This window comes from Pedobacter sp. R20-19, from assembly GCF_000708265.2.
Lineage (GTDB): Bacteria > Bacteroidota > Bacteroidia > Sphingobacteriales > Sphingobacteriaceae > Pedobacter.
On record NZ_JCKI01000008.1, the window covers coordinates 230,841 to 255,940 of the forward strand.

Consider the following 25,100-nt stretch of genomic DNA (forward strand, 5'->3'; position numbering starts at 1 on the left):
AGAAAAACCGATAATGCTATCCGTATAATTTCTCTTACTAAAAATTTACATCAATTATCTGAAAGCATAGCCAGGTATTAAAAAAATGTTAATATTTTTGAGGTCATGAGATACAAACGCATCCTGCTAAAGCTTAGCGGCGAATCGCTAATGGGCGATAAACAATATGGCATTGATAATGAACGCGTTAAGCAATACGCAGAAGATATCAAAGCGGTTCACGATAAAGGTTTGGAAATCGCAATCGTTATTGGTGGTGGAAATATTTTTAGGGGTTTAAGTGCGGAGAAGAGTGGAATGGACAGGGCACAGGCCGATTATATGGGGATGCTGGCCACAGTGATCAACTCTATGGCTTTGCAAGATGCATTAGAGAAAGTAGGCATTAAAACCCGTTTACTTACAGCGATTAAAATGGAACAGATTTGTGAGCCATTTATCCGCAGAAGGGCAGTACGCCACTTAGAAAAAGGCCGTGTGGTTATTTTTGGAGCAGGCACTGGAAATCCTTATTTTACTACAGATTCTGCTGCTGCGCTACGTGCGATAGAAATTAAGGCAGATGTTGTTTTAAAAGGAACACGTGTAGATGGTATTTATACTGCTGATCCTGAAAAAGATCCTTCTGCTACTAAATACGAAGAAATCTCATTTAGAGAAGTTTATGATAAAGGATTAAACGTAATGGATATGACGGCTTTTACCCTTTGTGAAGAAAACCAAGTGCCCATTATTGTGTTTGACATGAATAAACATGGTAACTTTATGAAAATAGCCAATGGCGAATCTATTGGTACTTTAGTAAAATAAACTATAAAAATTATTACATTTTTAGATATACACACATTATGAACGAACTCATACAGTTACAATTGATGGATGCTGAATCTGCTATGGAGAGAGCAATCGATCATTGTGAGTCAGAATTAACTAAAATCAGAGCAGGTAAAGCATCAGCAGGAATGCTTGATGGTATTTTTGTAGATTATTATGGTGCTTCTACAGCATTATCACAAGTATCCAGCATCAATACACCTGATGCCAGAACCATCGTTATTCAGCCATGGGAAAAATCACTTTTGGTACCGATTGAAAAAGCTATTCAAGTAGCAAATATCGGCATCAATCCTCAAAATGATGGTATTGTAATCCGTTTGGTAGTGCCTCCGCTAACTGAAGAACGCAGAAAAGACTTGGTAAAAAAGGTAAAAGAAGAAGCTGAACGCGGAAGAATTACTGTTCGTAATATCCGTAAAGATGCCAACACCAAAATTCAGAAACTGAAAGGCGATGGTGTTTCAGATGATGAAATTAAAACTGGTGAGGCAGAAGTTCAAAAGTTAACTGATGCTTACATCATTAAAGTTGATAAGCACGCTGAAGCAAAGGAAAAAGATGTAATGACTGTTTAGTCAGCCTTGAAAAAAATCTATAAAGGGGATCGATGAATAATTGATCCCCTTTTTTATGATTGAACCTTGTTACTGGATTCTCTAATATTAAATACAGTTGGCACTACAACTTCTTTATATTTTTTATCTGTAGTATTTACTTTTAGCCTATCCATTAATATTTTCATAATATTTTCGGCAATTGCTTCTAACGGTTGTGCGATAGCCGTTACTGGTGGATCACAAAACTCCAAAATTTCAAAATCATCAAATGATACTACAGCAAGATCCTTTTGAATGCGCAAGCCCATCGCTCTAAATGTTCTTAAACCATCAAGACTGATGTAGTTGGCACCGAAAATAACAGCATCAAGATTTTTATTTGAATTGAAAAATTCCGTAATCTCTTTTATGGTAGTTGCAGATGTATTGTAATTTATTTTCTTAACAAATGAGTTTAATTTGTGCCGGGATATGGTTTCTTCATATCCAGAAAGCCGATCCAGCATTTGCTGCTGATCAGTATCAATGGTAATAAAGGCTATATTTTTAAAGCCATTGGTAATTAAATGTTCAGTTGCCTGAGCAGTGCTATGTTTATTATTTATGATTACATAGTCAGCTTTCACGTCTTGTACGTACCGATCAAACAGTACAACCGGAGCATCTGTTAAAATTAACTTCTTCACTTCATCTTCAAGGCCTTCAGGCAATGCCATGATATAACCATCCACATGTCTGTCTTTGAAAATCTGAAGTAGCTCAATTGCCTTTTTTGTATCATTTCGCGTACTGCTAAATAAAATCTTATAACCCAGCTCTGATGCAATTTCATCAATACGTTTTGCAATCCCAGAAAAAAAAGGCTCTGATATATCATCAACTAAAAACCCAATAATTCGTGTTTTTCCAGTCCTTAAACTGGTTGCAAGAGAGTTGGGCTGATAATTTAGTTCTGCTACAAGATCTAATACTTTTTTTGTTAATGCATCACTGATATTTTTTTCCTTTGCTCGTCCATTAATCACAAAAGATACAGATGTAATTGAAATATTTAATTGTTTGGCTATGTCTTTAATTGAAACTCTTTTCATTACGGGAACTACAAAATATTTGGTACTATTGAGGGGTAATATAGTAATAAGTGATGTAATATTTTAGTGATAGTTCAGAAGTTTATAAAAAGAAAAAAGAGCAACCTATCCAGGATTGCTCAATTAACTAACTTATTATTCATAAAAAATGCTGTTGGGGAAGGAGTCGAACCTTCAAGGGGTAGTTAGCTACAGTTCAAAAAATTAATTGTGGTCAACCCAATAAACTGCGTTTGTCCCATTATTCCCCACCACCGAGACAAGGAGGCGTGTCTGCCAATTTCACCACCCAACATTTTCGTCCTTAGTCCAAAGTCTGCAGTCGTAAGTCTACTAAAGACTATGGACTCTTGACTTAGAAACTAAGCCGCTGTAGGGGAAGGAATCGAACCTCCAAGGAGTGGTTAGCCATTGCTGGTATTCCCATTATTCTCCGCCACCGAGACAAGGAGGTGTGTCTGCCTGTTTCACCACCCTACAGTATGTTTAGCAATTGCTTTAAAGAACGTTCCTTTTTGTTAATTGCTTGATACAAATGTAATGGAACATGCAATACCTTGCAAATTTTTTAAACATTTAATTTTATTTTTATAATATTGATAAATATTTGTAAATTCGCTTATCATAATTCAAAAATATGCTTAAAAAAGACAATTCCAATTTAGAAATTGACAACCTCGATATTGATATATTGAAACAACTGATGCAGGACGCTACCAAGCCTTATACTGAAATTGCAAAGGATTTGATTGTTTCGGGTGGTACAATACACGTTAGAATGAAGAAGCTCCATGAAATGGGGATTATTAAGGGGTCACACCTTATCATCGATCCTCAAAAGGCAGGCTATGATATCTGTGCCTTTTTAGGTATTTACCTCGAAAAAGGTATTCAATATAAAGATGCTGTTGCCCAGCTAAGTAAAATAAAAGAAGTGGTAGAACTTCATTACACCACTGGCGCATACAGTATGTTTGCAAAGATTATATGTAGAGATACTAATCACTTGCGTCATGTACTAAATGAAGAAATTCAAGCTGTAAATGGTATTCAGCGCACGGAAACTTTAATTTCTCTTGAAGAAAGTATTAAAAGGCAAATTGAGTTGGGATAGTTTTTAGTCGGAAGTAGGGGGCTCTGGGCGATTGTTTTAAGTTGAAAAGTTGTAGGTTAAAAGTTCAAATAGCATAAAAAATAACAGGTGGAAATTCTAGCACGAACAAAAACCGCAAGTGTTATTTAGCAATTGTCTTGATACCTGACACTTACTACTTGATACTGCTTCTTACTACCTCAGCAACTGATAGGCAATAAGGGCGGCAAAATAAGCCATGGCTGTCATGTAGGTTAATTGAATTACTGGCCATTTCCAGCCTTTAGTTTCGCGGTAAACAATTGCTACGGTACTCATACATTGCATGGCGAAAGCGTAAAACAACATCAATGAAATACCTGTGGCAAAGGTGTATACTGGCAAACCAGTACGGCTATTTACTGATGAAGACATGCGTGTTCTGATTGTTGAAGTATCTTCATCACCACCATCTACACTATAAATGGTAGCCATGGTACCAACGAAAGCCTCTCGTGCAGCAAATGAAGTGATTAGTCCTATACCAATCTTCCAATCATAACCCAGTGGGCGAATAGCAGGCTCAATCCAATGACCTAAAATACCAACGTAAGAATTTTCAAGCTTTTCTGTCGCAATAAGCGTTTCAATATGAGTTGTATTTTTTGTCGTATCTGCCAACGCCGATGCATATTTCTGATCAATGCGCTCAAAACGGTTACCTGGTCCAAAAGTGGCCATTACCCAAAGAATAATAGAAATGGCAATAATTACTTTACCTGCTTCAAAAACAAAAGTTTTAGATTTTTCGTACATGGTATAAAGCACATTTTTCCACCTTGGCATTCGGTAAATGGGCAATTCCATGATGAAATAGGCTCTTTCTTTGGTTTTAATTAAAAACTTCATTACCCAAGCCACAAACACGGCTGCAATTACACCTACTAAATACATCACCATTAAAGCCAGGCCCTGCAGGTTAAAAACACCTAGTATATTTTTCGATGGAATAATTAATGAAATAATTAAAATATAAACCGGAAGCCTGGCTGAACAACTTACCAATGGCGTTACCATGATGGTAATCATTCTGTCTTTCCAGTTTTCAATATTTCTGGCGGCCATAATGGATGGTACTGCACAAGCCAGACCGCCAATCATCGGCACGACAGATTTACCGTTCAAACCGACTTTACTCATGATTTTATCCATCATAAAAGTAACCCTGGCCATGTAGCCGGTATCTTCTAAAATAGATATGAAAGCAAATAAAATAGCTATTTGAGGGATAAAAACAAAAATTCCGCCTAAACCAGCAACAATACCATCTAATACCAAATTTGTTAGCATACCTGCTGGCAAATATTCGTGACCTGCTTCGGTTATAAAACCAAAGCCAGCCTCAATCCATTGCATCGGGTAGGATGACCAGGCGAAAATGGCATTAAATATGACAAAGAGTATCAATAAAAAAATGGCAAAGCCCCAAATTTTATGGGTTAAGATGGTATCAAGCTTATCACTGAACGAAAATTTCTTAGCGGAATCGTTTTCTGTTACTACATCAGACAGGATCAAACTTAATTTCTTATACCTTAAAATGGTTTCAGCTGCCTGCGTTTTTGATGATTCAAAATGATGTGATTGTTCTATAGCCTCAATTTCATCTTGTTCTCTATCCGTAAAGAATTTAAGATATTCATGTTGATGCAATACCTGTAAGGCATAATAATCATTATCAGAATTTAACTTAGATTTGATGGCGTTAATTGCTGCTGGTGCAAGACTATTTACGTCAACATCCTGAAACTGCGTAGCGATTTTATTGGTATTGGCAATCGCAGATTTTAATTGATCAATTCCAATGTTGTTGCGGGCCGAAATAGATACTACCTGAACACCTAATTTTTCAGCAAGCTTATCCAGATCAATCTGAATCCCCTGTTTTTCAGAAAGATCAATCATATTTAAGGCGAGTACCATCGGAATCCCTAAATCGGCAACCTGCGAATATAAAAGCATATTGCGTTTAAGATTAGAGGCATCAACAATTAATACGATCACATCAGGATAACTATTATTTTTTGAATCCGCTAAAACCTGAAAAACAATACTTTCATCACTGCTTTTGGGATACAAACTATATGTTCCAGGTAAATCAATAATTTCAGCCCCCTTACCATTGGCAAGCTTCATAAAACCTGTTTTCTTATCAACAGTTATCCCCGGAAAATTTCCGATTTTTTGATTTAATCCTGTTAAACGATTAAAAAGAGTAGACTTACCTGTATTGGGATTACCAACTAACGCAACTTTAATATCCAAATCAGCTTATTTATTGATGATAATGACTTCTGCCTCGCTCTTACGTAAGCAAAGCTGATAACCCGCAACACGAATGGCCATTGGATCACCCAGTGGGGCAAAACGTTCTACTTCCACCACCTCTCCTGGCAAACACCCCATTTCCATTAATTTAACAGAAAGATCAAGATCTGTAAATGAAAGGATGGTTCCTTTTTCTCCAACTTTTAAATTCGAAAGTTTCATCTGTATTTGTTTTATGCTCAGATGGGGCCTCCGTGATTAAAATAATATTTAATCGCTTCGGGTTCATGTGCTAAATTGCACGCAAGTTAACCTTTCTTTAGATTTATTCCAAATAGAGATTTTTTATCCTAAACAGGTATGACTCATCAATGATTAATTTATTGCTGTCAACCAGGCTTAATCTATCTTTTCAAAATTCTATAAACACAGAAGACCCGTTTTCTAACGAGCCTTCTGTTTAATATCATTCTATCTTATTACATCCTGAAACGTTGTCCGCCGCCTTGCCCTGGCGTTGGCATTTGCATATCGCCACTCATATTTCTTCCACCCATGCGGGTTAATGAATAGGTAAATGATAACATATAATATCTCTTCAATACATTGTAATTTAAATCGGTAATGGTATTATTTGTTGCCGTTCTGCTAATTCCCTGATTCTGGTTAAAAGCATCATTCACTGCGATTTTAAAAGTACCCCTATTTTTAAAGAACTGACGGCTGATGTAAGAATTTACCAAAGTAAACTCCGTGTTGTAGCCCTCTCCCCTACCTGTATTTTTAATATAATCCAGATCTATAGCTAAACGAATGTTTCCTGGAAACAAGTAGCTGATATCGAAACTTGGATTTAAAGTATAAAAATTAGTGGTCGCATTAGGCTGGGCAGAATACGTTGCCCGGTTATAAGTTCCGGAAATGCCTCCGGTTAAATCAAACTTATCAAAGTTAGTTACAAAATTATACCGATTTGTAATCCCAATAGTATTGGTTATATTTCTGACCAAATCATTTGGATTATCATTGCCTGTTGTGAAGTTCACATTTCGGTTATAGTTGGCATTTAAAGATGCATTTAAGGTAAGCTTCCTTTCCGGCAATAGTGGAATACCCATATTTACACTACCGTTTCCTGAATATACACCATCCACATTAACATATGTTGTTCTTATTTTTCCAAAATCTACATCATTCCGGTCAGTAATTAACTGGCTGCTATTTCCAATGGCGTTAAATGTCTGACTTAAACTTAAAAAAGCGAAAAACATTCTGCCCTTTGCAATATCAAAATTATTATAATTGATATTTAAATTGTTATTAAAAGAGGGTTTTAACGTAGGGTTACCAATAAAAACACTTTGTGTATTAGTGTTATCAGGTATTGGCTGGATTTGACTGATGCTGGGTTGTTGTGTATTTCCTCTGTAGCGAATATTTAATCTTCTTGAATTACTAAAATTATACCTGAAGTTTGCTGATGGGGTAAGGTTGATGAAATTTTGACTGCGGACTAATCCTGTGGTTAGATTAGTATTCACACGATTAGTTTGTTGTGCCGCTAAACCAATATTCCAGTTATATTTCTTTTCATTGGTGGTAAAACTCACTCCTCCAGCATTCGTTAAAGTCTGATTTTCATAGGTATTGGTGTAATCAACATTAACCAAATCATACTGGCCACTTGCTGAATTAAAATCCAATACCTGCCGGCCTTGATTATCATGGCTATAACCATTCTGGTAATTAAATTCCAGGCTTGTGGTTTTAGATAATGGCTCGGTATAAACCAATCTGGAAGTGTTATTAATTGAATTGGTGTTTACCTTATTCAGCTGATCTGTAATGGTTGATGTTACTGTACTATTGATTGTATTATCTTCGGAGATATAATTATAGTTATCTGCATCATTATTATTGATAGAGGTATTTACGTTTAATGACAAAGTTCTGCCCCGTCTTTTAAATTTCTTCCTCACCAATAGGTTATTGGTAATATTTGGAGTTGAGCTATGGCTAATGTATCGTTGCAAACCCGTTGTTTGTGACTGGATTAAATTCCTGTCATAGTTACTCAGGTTTGTGGCATCGCTTTCGGTATATGAAACATTAGGCTGAATTTTAATTGTAGTAGTGGAATCCAACTTGGTATCAATCATGAAATTAAACCTATGGTTGATGCGATCAGTGTTATTATCTGCATTATTCGCAACAGTTGTAACACTGTTACCTAATAAATTTTGCGTAAAACTCTGCTGTTGATTAGATACATCAGATCGGTTAAAAAAGTAACTTCCCTGAATTTGGGTTCCATCTTTATAGGTATCTGAAAAGTTTAAGCCCCCTGCATTGGTATTGGTAATTCCACCGCTTCCAGCACCACTACCACCGCCGCCAAAGTTACCTCTACCGCCACCACCAAAACCATTTCCAACACCATTACCTTGTCCAAAATTTTGCTTATTTACATTATTAAACTGACCGATTACACTGAATTGCTGATCATTATCAAACTTATTTACATTTATACTGGCATCATATCGATCCTGAGTACCGTATCCTACCGTACTGTTTCCAAAATATCCTTTTTTCATTCCAGCTTTAGTAGTGATGTTTAAGATTTTAGTTCTGGTTCCGTCGTCTACACCTGTAAATTGCGATTGCTCAGATAATTCATCAATTACCTGAATTTTATCTACCATATCAGCTGGTAAATTTTTGGTAGCGAGTAAAGGATCCGTACCGAAAAACTCCTTTCCATCCACCTTAACCTTTGTAACCGTTTCTCCCTGCGCCTTTATGCTACCATCTTTTGCAACTTCAACACCGGGAAGTTTTTTTAATACATCTTCTACAACGGCATTTTCACGAACTTTGATCGTTTTCGCATCAAATTCTAACGTATCTGTTTTAACAACCACAGGGATAGTCGCTGTTACATTTACCGTATTTAAATCTACACCATCATCCATCATGGCAATTTCTCCTGCATCAACAGCAGCTTTAGAAACTTCCACATCTTTGGTTGTTGTTTTCAAGCCTAAAAAGGCCGCGTAAACTCTATATTTTCCAGGTGCTATGGCTTTAAAACTGAAGGTTCCATCTGGCGCTGTTTGCCCTGATGCTACTACGACTGAATCTTTTAGATTTCTAATGGCAATAGTAGCAAAATCAACAGGCTTTTTATCTTTAGCATTAATAACCTTTCCGTTTATTGAGCCAGGATTTTGTGCCTGAGCCATGTAACCACAAAATATAAGAACAATGAAGATTGCCCTTTGAACGTTCCTTTTCATTAAAAAAATTTAGATTATATGTACAAAACTAAGCTATCAGACTATCCGTATGCCTAAAGGTTTGTTGCTAAACAGGAAAAGATTGGTAACATTTTAAATACAGCAGATTGCTGGAGCTGTAACATCATTTGGGAATGATGATGTTTAATGGTTGTTTGGTGAGGGATAGCTTTTGTAATAGACCTTCGGACAGTTACAGTCTTTTTTAAAGATACTGCATCCGCTTAAGGATAAAACTGCAATTACAACCAATAAATTAATTATTTTTTTCATCGAAATTCAATTTATGGAGCAATATATAACTGAAAACTGCCATACAGGCACCTAACATATCACAACCGAGATCCCACCATTCTGCAGATCTATAAGTGAAAACTTTCCATTGCAACAATTCGATACTTCCACCAATAATGAAGTTGATTAAAAGAATTTTAAAAATGGTTAGCGTTCTGAAACCGTAACTGTGCTGATATTTTATTTTTCCATAAAACAGAAAAACGGTAAGTACAAAGAAAAATCCAAGATGCGTCATCTTATCAAATCCTGTAAAGAAAAATCCTTCTCCTTCTGTATCAGGTAACTTTATATTACAAAGCACTAAAACGATTAGTGTCCAGAATATGGCCCATTTTTGTTGCTTTAGTGCTTTGTACAAAATACAATAAGATTAAGCGCCAACTAAGGCTTGGTAAGCGTCTGCAGTTAATAAATCTTCAATTTCAGCAACTTCAGATAGGGATACTTTTACCATCCATCCTTCTCCATATGGATCAGAATTTACCAATTCCGGATTGTCATTTAACGCTGAATTGATTTCCAACACGGTACCAGTTACAGGCATAAATAAATCAGAAACTGTTTTTACGGCTTCAACTGTACCAAAAACTTCTTCTTTTGCCACTTCATCACCCACTGAGTTAATATCTACATAAACAATATCACCCAATTCGCGTTGAGCAAAATCTGTAATACCGATGTAAGCTTCATTACCTTCAACCTTTACCCACTCGTGGTCTTTAGTGTATTTTAATTCTGATGGAAAATTCATTTTATTTTAACTTATTGATTATGAATATTATATATTAGTAGTATTCTTGATGTTAAACACGTAATTGCAAACATTATTTGTTTGCCCCTCAAAAATACAATTAAGTTTAATATATAGCAATGTCAAGCGTATTAACTTAGAAAGAAATGCGTTAATCTTATTTCCCAATCGATTTTAATAATTCTGGCTCTTATAAAGTATAACTTGACCATTTCTTTATAGTACGGTATGCTCGCTTGTAAAATTTTCTTAAAATTTCAAGTTTTCTTTCAATTATGTATGTCTCTAATAAATTTAATCTGAAAAAATATAATGACCTCCAGCACAACACTCAAAAGCCACTTATTATCCAATATCCCTTAGATTGAGGAGATATCTAGCGTCATTAGGGAGATTAAAGTAGATGTTAAGAAAATACATGAGCAAAATATGGCAGAAATTTTAGCGCAATTTTATCAAACAAAAAAGATAAGGTCAATAAATTAAAAAAGCCATACATTTCTGCATGGCTTAACATTTTTTCTTCAAAATCTACAAAACATATCCGATAATTCCTTCGTACTGCCAAGTTGAATTACCATTTCCCAACTCGTTAAAATCTTTAGTATAAAGTCTATCAAAATCTCCGCGTTTTTTAAAATATGAATAAAGGGGTTTACTTAAGGGCACGAAAGTAGGCGACATATAACCAACTATACCTTCTGAAACATAGTATAGTGGTGGGTTTGGAGAATTTGAGTAGTAATGATCTCCTGTGTTTCTATAGTACCGATACAATGGTGCGGTAAAACTACCTGTAGCATTTTGTTGCAATCCGCACGCAGTTGCTTCTAATACCCAATTATTCATCGGAAAAGGCCCTCCTGCATTTGTCATCTGGGCCAATAAGATATTAGCTTCCTGACCCAAAGCAAAAAAATGTTTTTGTTCATAGGGCGAAAATAAGCGATAGAAGTTAACTACTCCTGATACAGCACCGACAGGGACAGTCGTAGCTAGTTTATTACTACGTAAACCATTACTGTCAAGAGAAAAACTGGTTAAACTGTCAGGAGAAACTGCAGTCTTTTCTTTTAGTGCAAGTGAATCTGTTTGGGCTGTCTCATCCTTTTTGCAGCTTGCAAGAGCGCCAATTAATAATAGCGCTAAAAATAGATTTTTGATCTTCATAAAAAAATATCGTGTCTTTTAAATATTCACAAAAATACATATAAATAAATAAAAGCACTATGACATATGTAATAAGTTAGATACTAACTCATAATTAAAAATGTACATTCTATATTTTAAAAATACTATTTAAATCAAATTAGATTTAGCATAATACGTCATTTAGAATATCCTTAACGGATTTAAAATTCCTAAGCCTTATAAGGCGATTAAACGCCGCGTTAATATCATTATGAATAAGATTAGAAAAATACAATAGTAATAAGAATCATATTGCACTCATAATTAGCCAAATAAAAGTTACGAGCTAAGTTGTAAAGACTAATAAGTCATACGTTATTTTATCATATAATTTAAATAATCTTATATAAAGAAAAGTCTAAAAACAATGTTGTTTCTAATAGATTTTACTAATTCTTGCTTTTGATATCTTCCACTCCAAAAAATCCATTGTTCTAGATATAGACAAAACAGATGTTGGAATGTTGATGTGATAATTGTGATTCTACCTTTAGAAAAATTAATTCAGCGTAAACCTCAAACTAAAACCAAAATTACTGAATGAGGTATTAAACGTTTGCGAAGTATATGGCTTGGTAATGTTCGAATCATAAAACAGCTTCACATTAAATTTCTGGTTTAATATATAATCAACACTCGGCCTTAAGGTAATATTTTTTGCACCTGATGAAACTTCAGCTTCTTCCACATCTGCTCTGTAAATAACCGTCTTATTATCACGGATCGCAACATCCAGTTTAAAATCCATATTGTTATCCATTTTCAAACTTTTGAACCAGCCAAACGGAAACCGGAACTTATTTGTTCTGTAGCCCATCCCCAGAACAACATTGTTTTCTGATAACTGCGCAAGCTGACTATTAGAAAGACTTAAACCTAGCAATCGAGATCTGTTCAATTCAAATGTAGCACTCAGGTTATTTTTGAACCTGGTATCCACGCCTATTAATGGAGAAAAATATTCTGAGATGGTAACTTGTGCAAACTGAAATTCAGGAAGGAAGTTATTATTCGCATCGCGGTTTACAGAGAACCCATTGCTTTCCTGATACCTCAATAATGAATTAAAGCCATTGATGTTATAAGCCGACCGATAACCATGCCTGATATCAATTGAAGAAAAACGGTCTGCAATGAAAGGAATTTTCGTCAATCCATTATAGGTAAGTGTCCAGTTTGGAAGTGGAATTCGGGGGAAAGCATTCATACTCGTTTTACCCGCATCCTTACCAGAATAAGCAGCCATAAATGCAGAGATAAGTACATCCTGACTTTCTTTACCATAACCATCAGCATAACCACTTGCCTGACCAGATGAATTTGGATTTTGCGCACCTAACCTTCTTGAAATAATAATCCGATTGGCCATAAACTGATTAAACAGCGAAGAGATTACACTTGAGTTTTTCTCTTTAAAGGCGGTACCGAGCGCAATGTATGAGATACTATAATCACCTGTGGTAATTGCACTTAAATTTTCAAAGGAAGAAACACTGGCCACGTATCTGTAATTGGAAGAGAAATTTCTGGTCTGCGACTTATTCGCCCTGATCGTGATTCTTAAATCACGAAATGGCTCTATCTGACCAGTAAACTGTAGATCTTCACGAAGTGTATTCACATACAGTTGGGTTTGCAGGGTATCTGTAGTTAACCAACCATTATTAAGTGCCATATCTCTAATATCTCTCTGACTGCCAAATACAAATCCTAAACCAGGAGCTCCGGTAACATTATCTACCCCGAAATATTTAGTCGTTGGTAAATACCCAGGCAAAAAGATCCCTTTGGTTTGCACATAATTTGCACTTACATTTTTAACACTGGTTAATAAGTTGATAAAAAAGTTTTTTAATTTATCTCCGGTCTCTTCACCGTTGCTGGCATTTCTAATGAAACCAAATTTATTGTATAAAGTGGTCATGTTCAGTGCCGGGTTAACCTGAATATTTCTACTGTTTTGAACGGTATTTCCTAAATTGATGTTTGGATCTTGTAAAGTAGATAGTGGTTCAGTTTGCCAGTTAAAGTTTGTACCATACCTTGTTTTTACAGTTACCCAGTTAAAACCTGGTATTTTATCAATTGGTAAGGTATAGGTAACATTTAAATTATGGTTATAATCTGTTGTACGACCTAAACGCTTAAGATTTTGCCATACAGTATCACGCTTCATACCATCAATCCGGCCATCTGGTTCATCAATAATAGAATAGTTTGTGGCATTGAAATCCAACTGAAGTGAGCGGGTTAAATTCCAGGCTATTCCATAAATTCGGCTCATTCTAAAGTTTTTGTTAAAAGTAGTCCCAAATCCATTCTGATAGATGGGAATGGAATTCGCCGGATCATTATTCCTCAACGTATTTTCAGAATAAAGGCGGTCTACATCTATTCTAAAGTTAATGGCACTCGGAAAAATACTAAAGTTAAAATCCTTCAACAAGGCCAGCATATTTGATTTAATAATCTTCTCAAAAGGGGCAAATGTTTTAGCTTCTTTTGCATAGCTATATTGCAAAGAAGCCCTATAGGTATTTTGAATACTGCTCTGGTTAATAAAATCCCTATGGTTGTATTGGGTAAAAGCATAACTGGCAGCAAAGTTTTCAATATCCCAAAGCTGAACAGGCTTGCTGTTGTTTGTTCTTTCTTTACGCACATTGGTAAAATTAATTCCCCTGCGTACGGTATAATCCTGTGCGAAATTTAAAATAGAATCCTTTTGTTCCTTGGTTGATTGATCGAGCGCATTTTTTAACTCGATATCAGGTGTACGGGGATTATATTGTGGGGTTGAAACTTGTTTTGAATAGTTTACAAACATTGGAATTTTAACACCCGATTTTTGAGGCAAAAATTTGCCCAGCTCAACAGCTGATGAAACATCTAATAAAACATTATCAGCACGGTTACGTTCACTTACCTTTGAATCAATTGATCCAAAACCTATGGTTGATTTACTTCCTGAAATGTTGACATCAGCAAAATCAGCCAGTTTTAAATTTAACCTTCCCGTAGCAGCCCAACCTCCCTTTTCGTCAAATTCAGTTAACCTAAGTTCGTTAAACCAAACCAAAACATTTTTATCCATACCATCATCTATTTCAGTGGTGGTATTATTACGCAAAGGGTTTTTTACGCCAAGCATATACACCCTCACTTTACTCATATCTGGCTGCCCCTTAACAATAATTGTTCTGTTGCCGTCCGTGTAAGTGAAAGGAACATTGATCGGCCACGGCTGCCCGTTAGCCTGCTTAGCCACATTACGGGCAAGTTTGGCATTCTGGAATAAAAGTAAATCAATATCCATCCGGTTTGCTTCAGGCCAAATGGCATCAGCATCTCTCGTACCCGGAGTAGTAATTTTTAAAGGCATTAAATATTCATAGTAGTTATCCTGATTATCGGTTCCGATTCTTAAAAAGGCATCTACATCTCCATCACCTAAAACTTGATTATTAATGGCCTCTGCATGGATAAACATTTCCAAATGTTTATAAGAACGGAAATCACTATATGCTGTTTTAAATGCTGCCCTTCCATAACCATCACGGAGATTTTTAACGGTAACAGATAAAGACTGTTCATTCAAACGGGTATCTCCACGATAATTACTAAAATCACGCTCACGCAAAATTCCAGGGGGAGTAACATAAGGTATTGGTGTTTTTCTACCATTCTCCTCAATATTAACAGTTGATACTTCGATGGTTGAATTATCTGGTGTTAAGGCAGGCAAACTTGGGTCTACAATAACCTGATCTGCCGTATTTTTAGCATTAAATTCCCTCCACTCGCCTCTAATCAATTGTAACTTTGCAAAACGCATAATGGCTGTATCTGCAAAGTTGGTCATAAACATCCTAAAGAATCGGATGGATTTAAAATCCTGAATATTACCTACTTTCTTCTCGTATTGCGTTATTGGAATTCTGAATTGATACCAGGTAACAGCTTGCGTGTTTCCGTTCGCCAATTTTACCTGTGACGTTACTTTATCGGTAATAAATTGGGTTTGGCCAACATCCATTCCCGGCCGCATAGTTACCTTGTATTGATAGTATTCATCGCTTTGCGTCATGTTATTATCGCGATTAATATCTTCGCCATCTGGAAGTGAGGTAGATGCAGAATTTTCCAAACCTAACTCTGCCTGTGATTGCTGAGCGGTTTTAGAGTTTCCCTCCGGACCGTTATATTTTTCATAACGTTTTAAAATGCCCGCATTGATTTGATCTAAAGCCGGACCTCTGAAATAAGAATAATTATCTGATGAAGGATCCTGATCAATTTCTGCTGCAGCTATAGCATTTAACTGAGACTTAATCTGATTTATAGCCGTAGCAAATTTTTGTTTTTCATTCGCATCGGATAAACCATCTAAACCAACATCCTGTGCTCTTCTTGCATCAGGGTCATTATCAAAAGCCTGAATAACGGGTTGTAATTTCGGAACGCGTCCCCATGTGGTTTCATCATATTTACTGGGATCATCTGTAGCGGGTAATCCGTTTTCCAGAGATTTTCGTCCATCTTTTAAAATATCTTCAGAAATATTACCCAGGTTAAAATAGATATCACCTCCCTGAGAATTTCTATTGTAAATAAATGGATCCATTACCCAAAATTCAATAAAGCCAACATTCAAGGCTTCAAAATCATTGGTTTCAATTTTACGTTGGAAACCACCCCAACGCTGCCGCGGGTTAGTTAACTTTCCATCGGCAGAGAAACCGGTAGTGGAATAATTATAAGGCCCACGTACCGTTGGATAATAAGCAACATCTAAGGTGGTGATATTTAAAGCCTGCCCTGTCGCGGTTTCTTTAAATGGAAAAACCTCCTGTTCTATCACCTGCCTTACATAATGGTTAGAAAGTTCATTTCTATTGTTTCTGATATTGGATGGTGTAGTGGTAGCGTTTGAATTGTAAAAAGTCGGATCAATATTATAGTACGCTATCCGGGCCCGGTTATAACCATAAGTAAGATCGTTAACCAATTGCGACTCTGAAAAATCTTGTGGCGTTCCGGATAACTGCCAGGAGATCGCACTTTTTAAATCAATTACAGATCTCGAAGCCTCAAAATCATCCAAATAACTTACTCCATTTTTACTACCTGCAAAGTTTAATGCCCGCGGATGTCCCGGAACCAATTGTGCAAATTCACCATAAAAGTTAACACTTGAAGGTGCCTTGGTGGAAATGAATGGAAGTTTATCAACAAGTTTTGTTAAAAATCTGGATGAAGAACTATAATTAATATCACCACCCCAAATGGTATTTGAAATGGGTTCTTCACCAATATTTACTTTTTGAGTAAGCGGTTTCTCTGTTAGGTTCATAAATGTACCTCCCAGATTTAGCTTGTTATTCACTCGATAATCCAAACGTGTTCCAAATAATGACCGTTGCTGCAAACCAAAGAGTTCATTATTTTCAGTAGTAATACGAATAGGCTGACCAGAGGTTAATAATGCCTGATTGATGATACTCACCCTTCCACCCTGGTAATCTACCGTAAAGTCTACACCTTCTTGTAATGGCATCGTTCCGGCAAAAACTTTTACAGACCCTTCTGGTACATTAATGGCATTCAAGCTAAATTCAGAAGATACTTCTGATTGATAATGACCTTTGATTACATATCTGTTTTTATTTTGAAACAGCTGTTTTGCAATCATTTGGGTCGAGTCATATAGCGCTGTAAAGGTGTATTTATCAATTAAGGCCTGCTCACTCGGTAGGAATTTATTCGCCAGATCCTGTCCAAATGGTTCAATAATTGGAAAGATAATCCTGCCATTAGCAGGGTCTATAGTGATGTAACCTGAATTGGTATTATTAATCAGTGAAGTTAATCCACTAAGTGACAAATTAGACCCGAAAGTGCTGTTAGCAGATGAGCTGTTTGAAAAGTAAGAACCGAAAGCATTATTAGAGGCCACAAAATCAAAAATACCATCAGGCTTCTTTTCATTTTGTTGATTCAACCGGTCAAATTCAGTTAAAGAGATCCATTGCTTATTCGCGGTATTCTGTCCCTCGGTCATAATCGGTTTTTCTACTCCGGTTTCATTATCGATCCTAAAAATATCAAGTTTAAAATTTATCGGACTGATTTGATAACCACCTATAGAATAAATATTTTTCATCATCAAATCCCAGGTTGGGAGATTGATTTTTGTGGTTTCGTTTTTTAAAAGTTTTGCATAAAGTACTTTAGGGTTTGCGGCATCGAAAGTAACATCTGTAGAAAACTCCCCCACCTGATATTCTACACCATTATAGGTATAGCGATAAGCAACAGCTAAAACCTCATCCGCATTAAGTGGATTATTTAAAGAGATATACCCCAACTGCGGTTGAAAGGTAAACTCACGCTCGGTTAGTTTTCTGGCATAGGTAAGTTTGGCATACTGATCCGTTGCTCCATTGGCCTGAAAGAAAGAGATGATAGAATTCGAATTTGTAAATCGGGCATCGGCGGGCAAGCTTGCCAATAAATTATTTGATTGCTGCGGAAATCCTGTTGCCGTTGTACCTGCAGGAAGTACCGAACTGCCACCAGCCACTGCACCAGGATTGAAAGGCTGATTTTCTCCCAGATTCAGGAAACCTAAAACATCTCTGGAATCGGTAGTATTGCCAGCTTTATTGGTAATCCAGACTTCTATCTTGGTAATTTGAATGGGCGAAGTAATAATTGGAGCATTAGCCAAATGCTTATTATAATTATTTCGAAAATATTGAGCCAGGAAATAATGTTTATTGGCTTCATAACTGTCGGCTGTAACCGAAAATTCATTTTGTTGCGCACCATTAGAAATACGGAGTTCTCTGGACTCTGATTTTTGCTGGGTATAAACACTGGTTACATTTAGCTTTCCAAATTGCAATTGGGTTTTAATACCAAACAAAGCCTGCGTACCCGTAATCAAGCTGGTATTTAAAGGTAAACTTACGTTACCAGCCTCAATTTTCTTAATAATATCATCAGCACCGCCCGTATAATCCAGTTTAATCTGGTTTTCAAAATCGAATTGCGCTTCCGTGTTATAATTACTCTTAATTTTAAGTTTTGTACCAATATTTCCAACTAAATCCATTTGAATCCGCTGATTGAAATCAAAATTAGTTTGAACCCTTTGTCGCTCATTGAATAAAGGATTTTCATTTTTATTTCTACGGCCTAAAAAAGTAAGTTCTGCCTCTCCGCGGGGTTGAATATCAATGGTGGTTCCTCCGAAAAGCTTCTCAAAAGCCTTACTATTCACCTGGATTTTTGGAATAACGCCTGTGTTTCTATAATCACCAACTTCAGAATTGGAAATACTTCGCCAGTTGTCACGTTTTACTTCACTGTTAATCAATCGGGTATATTCCTCGATGGTTAAATATTGTGTTTGCGTAACATACCGATCACCAATCAGATCCTTTACAATGTATCTTTTATTTTTTGCATCATACTCCACCACTTGCTTAAGATTATTAGGCAGCGGCGAGAACGGATTTCGCGATGGTCTAATCCCCATGCGCTGTTTTTCCTTTAAACCAAAGTTATTTTTTGACGTAACGGTATCTGTCTTACTCTGAACAACTTGTGAGAAGGTTTTTTGGGATATAAACAAGAAAAGTGGGATGAGAAATAGGAGTGTAAATATTCTCTTCAAGGGCGTTAGTTTTCTATAGTTTCTTTAATGCTTGTTTAATTAATTGTTCTACAGTAAGATTTTCTTCTGTAAGTTTTAATATTTGGTCGATAGTTTTTTCGGCTGTTTGTTTGGCAAATCCGAGCATTACCAATGCTGATAACGCTTCATCTTTAATTGTATTGTGCTGAGGCATAGAAATTAACGAATCTACACCCTCTTTTTTAAGTTTGTCCTGTAATTCCAAAACCAGGCGTTGTGCAGTTTTAGCACCCAAACCTTTTATTCTTTGAATGAGTGGTAAATCTGCTTTCACAATTGCAGTTTGAATTTCCTCCGGTGTGATCGAAGATAAAATCATTCTACCTGTATTTGGTCCTATTCCAGATACAGATATCAAGTGTAAAAATAAACGGCGTTCGCCCTCATCGGCGAACCCGTATAAGGTATGTGCATCTTCCTTAACGTACAGCCAGGTGTATAATTTACACCTTTCTGCATCGCCCAATGCACTATAGGTATTCAATGAAATGTTTATATGGTAGCCTATACCTCCGGCTTCAACCACAACAAACGCTGGGTTTTTGGATGTTAATTTACCATCGATATAGGCGTACATGGAGTATTATTTCTTAGTTGTTTTTGTAAATATACCTTTTCGTTTCGAAGTTTCAGCAATTTCTTCTTTTGCCTGAACATCTACTACTGCAATAGTAACCATATTTACGATCTCTCTCACCGAACTTCCTAATTGAACAATATGAACAGGCTTATTTAATCCTAATAAAATCGGACCAACAGCTTCAGCTCCACCCAACTCCTGTAATAACTTATAAGCAATATTGCCCGATTCCAGATTAGGAAAAATTAAGGTATTTGCCGGTTCATCTGCCAGCGTACTGAACGGGAAATTATCTTTCAACAGTTCATTATTGATGGCAAAGTTTCCTTGCATTTCTCCATCTACAACCACTTCAGGATGATTTTTATGAAGAATTCTAACCGTTTCTCTTACCTTATTTGGTGTGATACCATCATTCGAACCAAAGTTTGAATAAGATAACAATGCAATACGCGGTTTAATGTTAAACTGTTTAACAGACTTATCTAAAAGCAAGGTGATATCAACCAATTCTTCTGCCGTTGGATCAACATTCACCGTGGTATCGCCAAAGAAAACGGGGCCCTTTTTAGTCATCATCATGTACATACCTGCCACACGCTTTACCCCTGGCTCTACACCAATCACCTGTAAGGCTGGTTTAATGGTATCACCATAATTTTTAGTCAAACCTGATATCATGGCATCTGCCTCACCAAATTCTACCATTGATGCACCATAATAATTACGATCTCTCAACAATTTCGTTGCATCATTAATGGATACACCCTTACGTTGGCGTTTTTTATATAGTGCTGCTGCGTATTGTTTGGTTTTTGCCGGATTCTGCATTTGGTCAATAATCTCCACACCATGGAGTTCCAATGCATGCTCATCAATAATGGCCTGAATCTTTTCACGGTTACCTAAAAGAATCGGAATGGCAATATTCTCATCCTTAACAATTTGAGCAGCCTTTAAAATTTTATAATTATCAGCTTCTGCAAAAACAACTCGTTTAGGATCTGTTTTGGCTTTAGTGGTGATGGAACGCATAATGGCATCATCCAAGCCTAAACGCTTTCTTAATTCTTCTGAATAGGCATCCCAATCGGTAATTATCTTACGTGCTACGCCGCTCTCTATAGCGGCCTTCGCTACCGCAATAGAAACTTCAGTAATTAGCCTGAAATCTACTGGTTTAGGAATAATATAATCTCTACCAAATTTAAGGTTACGGGCATTATAAGCCAGGTTCACTGCTTCTGGTACAGATCTTTTTGCCAATTCTGCAATGGCTTTAACGGCAGCAATTTTCATGGCTTCATTGATGGTTGTTGCCCGTACATCTAGCGCACCACGAAATATATAAGGGAAACCCAATACATTATTCACCTGGTTTGGATAATCAGAACGCCCGGTAGCCATAATCAAATCCTTACGGGTTTTGATCGCCAGCTCATAAGCAATTTCAGGATTTGGATTAGCCATGGCGAAAACAATCGGGTTTTTTGCCATACCCATCAGCATCTCTGGTTGAATTACATTTCCTGCCGAAAGACCAATAAATACATCGGCACCTTTCATGGCTTCACCAATAGTACCAATATCTTTTCTGTTGGTGGCAAAATACATCCGCATATCATCCAGATCGGTCCTTTCCATGTTGATCAATCCATTGATGTCAAACATCACCAGATTTTCTTTTTTTACACCTAAGGAAAGGTACATCTTCGAACAGGAAACCGCAGCAGCACCTGCTCCACTAACAACAACCTTAATTTTATCTATTTTCTTTTTCTGAATTTCACAGGCATTTAATAGCGCTGCTCCAGAAATAATGGCTGTACCATGCTGGTCATCATGCATTACAGGAATATTCATTTCCTGTTTCAAGCGGGTTTCTATTTCAAAACACTCTGGCGCTTTAATATCTTCCAGGTTCACCCCGCCAAAAGTTGGCTCCAGGGCTTTAACAATTTTCACAAAATCGTCTATGTTTTTAGTATCTAATTCTAAATCGAAGACATCGATATCAGCAAAGATTTTAAACAATAACCCCTTACCTTCCATTACTGGTTTACTGGCTTCCGGACCAATATTCCCCAAGCCTAAAACAGCCGTTCCATTGCTGATTACTGCAACAAGATTACCTTTTGCGGTATACTTATAAACATCATCAGTATTATCTGCTATTTTTAAACATGGTTCTGCCACACCTGGCGAGTAAGCCATCGTTAAATCACGTTGTGAAGTGGTTGGTTTTGTAGGTACTACCTGTATTTTTCCTGGCCGCCCTTGCGAGTGGTAATCGAGCGCATCTTGCTTTCTATTGATATTACTCATTAAGTAACTTATTAGTGACGGGCAAAGGTACGATTCTTTAAAAGAATTAAAAAACCCCAAAGGCTTTTAAAACCTTTGGGGTGTAATTGTCTTATTGATATTTAAGCGAATAGCCTAACAACCGCCTAGCCTTTACTAATCTTGAGAATCATTCCGGTTCTTAAGCCTGCTTTTGAAAGTTTATTATCCCGTTTTATACTTTGAACCGTAACTCCGTTAAATTTTTCTGCAATTTCTGATAAAGTATCACCTGCTTTAACAGTATAATTGGCATAAGAGACAGGAGCTTTTAAGTGGTTAACATTTTTAGCAAATATTTTAAGCTGTTGGCCTGGTACAATTGTTTTACTCTTTAATCCATTCCAAACCCTTAAATCCTGTACCTCAACACCATATTTATTGGCTACCATAGCAAGTGATTGCCCGGCACTAACTTTATGAAAAACAACGGCGCGGCTGGATACAGATTTCGCTCTTGATTTCCGGAGATCTCTCACATCATCGGTACTGGCCTGTACCACCCTCATATTCATATCTTGCTCACTATTATTTAACACTTCATAAACACTGGCATAATCAATATCCCTGAGTTTGGGCATAATAATACGCTTGGGCTCCTCGTCTGTACCATTTACTATTTTTTTCTTATAAGAAGGATTTAGGGCAAAAAGGGCAGTTTCATCAACATTTAGCGCTTTTGCCAAACTGGCCAATGACACAAACCGATTGGTTTGAACCGTATCTGTTTTTAAAAACAGGCTACAGGCCTGAGGTGAAATCTGGTGTTTACCAGAATAATTCATCACATAAACAGCAGCGATAAAAGCCGGCACATAATTTCTGGTTTCTTTAGGAAGGAATTGCCTGATTGCCCAAAAATCCCGTGATTCAGCTTTTGCCATTGCACGGGTTACAGCACCCTTACCACAATTATAGGCAGCAATAGCCAATAACCAATCGCCCAACTCTTCATAAGCATCCTTAAAATATTGTGCTGCTGCATAACTTGCCTGAATGGGATCTTTCCGCTCATCTACAAAATTATCCATTTTTAATCCGTAAGCTTTTCCGGTTCCAAACATAAACTGCCAGATCCCTGTGGCCCCAACCCTGGAAATAGCATGTGGGTTCATTTGCGATTCTACAATAGTTAAATATTTTATTTCCTGAGGAATATTGAAATCTTTAAGCGCTTTATCAAAAATAGGGAAATAGTAATTTGATAAACCCATCATCTTGCCAAATAGATCTTTCCGTTTGGCATAAATATCGATGTATTGCTGAACGTATTCGTTATAGGGAAGCGGAACGGTTTTAGTGATTGAATCTAAGCGGAGTTTATAAATATAGTTTTGCCCCATTAATAAGGGATTTTCATAAATTAACGGCACTGAAATGGTGTCGGTATTGATAAAAATGTTTTCCTGAAATTTCGGTAGACTATCAGTTTTGACTTTCTGCTGCGCAACGGAAAAAGAAATACATCCGATGAAGGCACATACACTGGTAAAAAGTAGTTTTCTTATCATGGGCAATTCGGTTTGTTCAGCGCTATTTTCCGGTTATCCTTCCGGAATCTTCAAAAGAATGTTTTACCGTTGCAGACGGAAAAACACAATAAACGCTAAGCACATTATTAAAAATATGCTTATTTTAAAAATGCCTGGGAGAAAGCAAGCAGCTTATCTTCCTCAAAATGTTTGGCTGTAAATTGAATACTTAACGGCAAACCCGCTTCATTATTGCCTAAAGGCAAAGCAATAGCCGGATTTCCGCTTAATGATGGCAATACGGTAAAAATATCTGCCATGTACATCATCAATGCATCCTGTACATTATCACCTATTTTAAATGCAGCAGTTGGAGCCACAGGCGATAAAAGCAAATCATAATCCTGGAATAAATGATCCATTTTTTCTCTAATCAAACGGCGTACTTGCTGCGCTTTCTGATAGTAGGCATCATAATAACCTGCACTTAGCACAAAGGTTCCTAAAAGGATGCGTTTCTTAACTTCTTCTCCAAAACCTTCTGCACGAGATTTTTTATAAAGTTCGGTCAAAGATTTTGCGTCGGTGTTCCGGTGTCCATAATGCACGCCATCATACCTGGATAGATTTGAAGAGGCTTCTGCTGTGGTTAAGATATAATAAGTTGGGACAAGATATTCCAAAAGATCGAAAGAAACATAATCAACCTGATGGCCATTTTCTTTCAAATCTTCAATCGATTTTAAAATAGCGGATTTTATTTCCGGATCTAGCGCATCACTTTCAATTGTTTCTTGAAGAACGGCGATCCGTTGTTTTTTTTGTTCATTTAACTGTGCAGGGTAATCAGGAACGGCTACATCAGAAACTGTTGAATCATTTTCATCCGCTCCGGCCAAAACCTGAAGCAATAAGGCTGCGTCTTCAACGGAGGAAGTAATTGGCCCCACTTGATCGAATGAAGATGCATAAGCAATCACACCATACCGTGAAACCCTCCCATAAGTTGGTTTTAAACCTATCTGACCGCAAAAAGCAGCTGGTTGCCTTACTGATCCACCGGTATCAGTACCTAGTGTTGCTAAACACATGTCTGCCTGAACAGCCACTGCAGATCCGCCTGATGATCCACCCGGCACCAGTTCGTGATTAGCTGCATTTTTAACAGGGCCGAAGTGCGAGGTTTCATTAGAGCCACCCATTGCAAATTCATCACAATTTAAACGACCGATGATTACGGCATCTTCTTGTAATAAACGTTTAACCACAGTAGATGAATAAGGCGATACGAAGCCATCAAGCATTTTTGAAGATGCGGTGACTACATGATCTTGATAACAGATATTATCTTTAATACCAATAACCATCCCCGCAAGCTTGCCTGCGGTTCCCTGTATAATTTTTTCTTGTACCGCTTTCGCTTGAACTTCAGCCGAATAAAAAAACACCTCATTAAATGCATTGAGGTGTTCATTATCTGAAATTTGCTTAAAATAATAAGCCAATAAATCGGGTAAAGTTAATTGCTTTTGCGAAATGAGTGCCTGGATCTCTTTTAGAGCGCTGTATTTCTTCAAAACTTA

General features: G+C 36.8%; 15 protein-coding genes and 1 tRNA gene. 3 read left to right on the top strand and 13 right to left on the bottom strand.

The window, feature by feature from the left end; translation table 11 throughout:
• Window positions 1-105: 105 nt before the first annotated feature.
• Both pyrH and frr read left to right on the top strand, forming a co-directional pair.
• Complete coding sequence (gene pyrH / locus AN34_RS17900) at window positions 106-810, top strand: UMP kinase (RefSeq protein WP_029287684.1); 705 nt, start codon at window positions 106-108, stop codon at window positions 808-810.
• A 38-nt stretch (window positions 811-848) separates the two neighbouring features.
• Window positions 849-1,412: a ribosome recycling factor gene (gene frr / locus AN34_RS17905; RefSeq protein ID WP_029287685.1), complete on the top strand. Its 564-nt coding sequence runs from the start codon at window positions 849-851 to the stop codon at window positions 1,410-1,412.
• A gap of 53 nt (window positions 1,413-1,465) precedes the next feature.
• Here frr and AN34_RS17910 read toward each other — a convergent pair whose 3' ends face one another.
• Entirely contained in the window at window positions 1,466-2,485 is a 1,020-nt protein-coding gene (locus tag AN34_RS17910) for a LacI family DNA-binding transcriptional regulator (protein WP_029287687.1), read from the bottom strand.
• Between the two features lie 151 nt (window positions 2,486-2,636).
• Window positions 2,637-2,780: transfer RNA gene (locus AN34_RS21730), tRNA-Asp, on the bottom strand.
• Between the two features lie 342 nt (window positions 2,781-3,122).
• On the opposite strand from AN34_RS21730, the gene AN34_RS17915 reads away from it, so the two are divergent.
• Complete coding sequence (locus tag AN34_RS17915) at window positions 3,123-3,599, top strand: Lrp/AsnC ligand binding domain-containing protein (protein WP_029287690.1); 477 nt, start codon at window positions 3,123-3,125, stop codon at window positions 3,597-3,599.
• Between the two features lie 174 nt (window positions 3,600-3,773).
• On the opposite strand, the gene feoB is transcribed toward AN34_RS17915, so the two are convergent.
• The 11 genes from feoB to gatA all read right to left on the bottom strand — a co-directional run bounded on the left by feoB (window position 3,774) and on the right by gatA (window position 25,094).
• Window positions 3,774-5,882: a ferrous iron transport protein B gene (gene feoB, locus AN34_RS17920; protein ID WP_029287693.1), complete on the bottom strand. Its 2,109-nt coding sequence runs from the start codon at window positions 5,880-5,882 to the stop codon at window positions 3,774-3,776.
• Window positions 5,883-5,888: 6 nt separating this feature from the next.
• The gene (locus AN34_RS17925; protein WP_029287695.1) at window positions 5,889-6,107 is read right to left on the bottom strand and encodes a FeoA family protein; all 219 of its coding nucleotides are present in this window, start codon (window positions 6,105-6,107) and stop codon (window positions 5,889-5,891) included.
• A gap of 257 nt (window positions 6,108-6,364) precedes the next feature.
• Entirely contained in the window at window positions 6,365-9,181 is a 2,817-nt protein-coding gene (locus AN34_RS17930) for an outer membrane beta-barrel family protein (protein WP_036677490.1), read from the bottom strand.
• 256 nt (window positions 9,182-9,437) lie between these two features.
• Window positions 9,438-9,836: a VanZ family protein gene (locus tag AN34_RS17935; RefSeq protein WP_029287701.1), complete on the bottom strand. Its 399-nt coding sequence runs from the start codon at window positions 9,834-9,836 to the stop codon at window positions 9,438-9,440.
• A gap of 12 nt (window positions 9,837-9,848) precedes the next feature.
• On the bottom strand, window positions 9,849-10,229 hold the full coding sequence (gene gcvH, locus AN34_RS17940) for a glycine cleavage system protein GcvH (RefSeq protein ID WP_029287702.1): 381 nt from the start codon (window positions 10,227-10,229) through the stop codon (window positions 9,849-9,851).
• A 531-nt stretch (window positions 10,230-10,760) separates the two neighbouring features.
• Window positions 10,761-11,399: a hypothetical protein gene (locus AN34_RS17945; protein ID WP_051666706.1), complete on the bottom strand. Its 639-nt coding sequence runs from the start codon at window positions 11,397-11,399 to the stop codon at window positions 10,761-10,763.
• A 520-nt stretch (window positions 11,400-11,919) separates the two neighbouring features.
• Window positions 11,920-19,101 carry a cell surface protein SprA gene (sprA, locus tag AN34_RS17950; RefSeq protein ID WP_029287707.1) on the bottom strand — a complete coding sequence of 2,394 codons (7,182 nt, stop codon included), beginning with the start codon at window positions 19,099-19,101 and terminating at the stop codon, window positions 11,920-11,922.
• Window positions 19,102-19,114: 13 nt separating this feature from the next.
• Window positions 19,115-19,699, bottom strand: a complete 585-nt coding sequence (ruvA, locus tag AN34_RS17955) for a Holliday junction branch migration protein RuvA (RefSeq protein ID WP_029287709.1) — start codon at window positions 19,697-19,699, stop codon at window positions 19,115-19,117.
• A 6-nt stretch (window positions 19,700-19,705) separates the two neighbouring features.
• The gene (locus tag AN34_RS17960; RefSeq protein WP_029287712.1) at window positions 19,706-22,027 is read right to left on the bottom strand and encodes an NADP-dependent malic enzyme; all 2,322 of its coding nucleotides are present in this window, start codon (window positions 22,025-22,027) and stop codon (window positions 19,706-19,708) included.
• 125 nt (window positions 22,028-22,152) lie between these two features.
• Window positions 22,153-23,556, bottom strand: coding sequence for a lytic transglycosylase domain-containing protein (locus tag AN34_RS17965; RefSeq protein WP_029287714.1), 1,404 nt, complete (start codon window positions 23,554-23,556; stop codon window positions 22,153-22,155).
• Between the two features lie 119 nt (window positions 23,557-23,675).
• Window positions 23,676-25,094 carry an Asp-tRNA(Asn)/Glu-tRNA(Gln) amidotransferase subunit GatA gene (gatA, locus tag AN34_RS17970; RefSeq protein WP_029287717.1) on the bottom strand — a complete coding sequence of 473 codons (1,419 nt, stop codon included), beginning with the start codon at window positions 25,092-25,094 and terminating at the stop codon, window positions 23,676-23,678.
• Window positions 25,095-25,100: the final 6 nt, after the last annotated feature.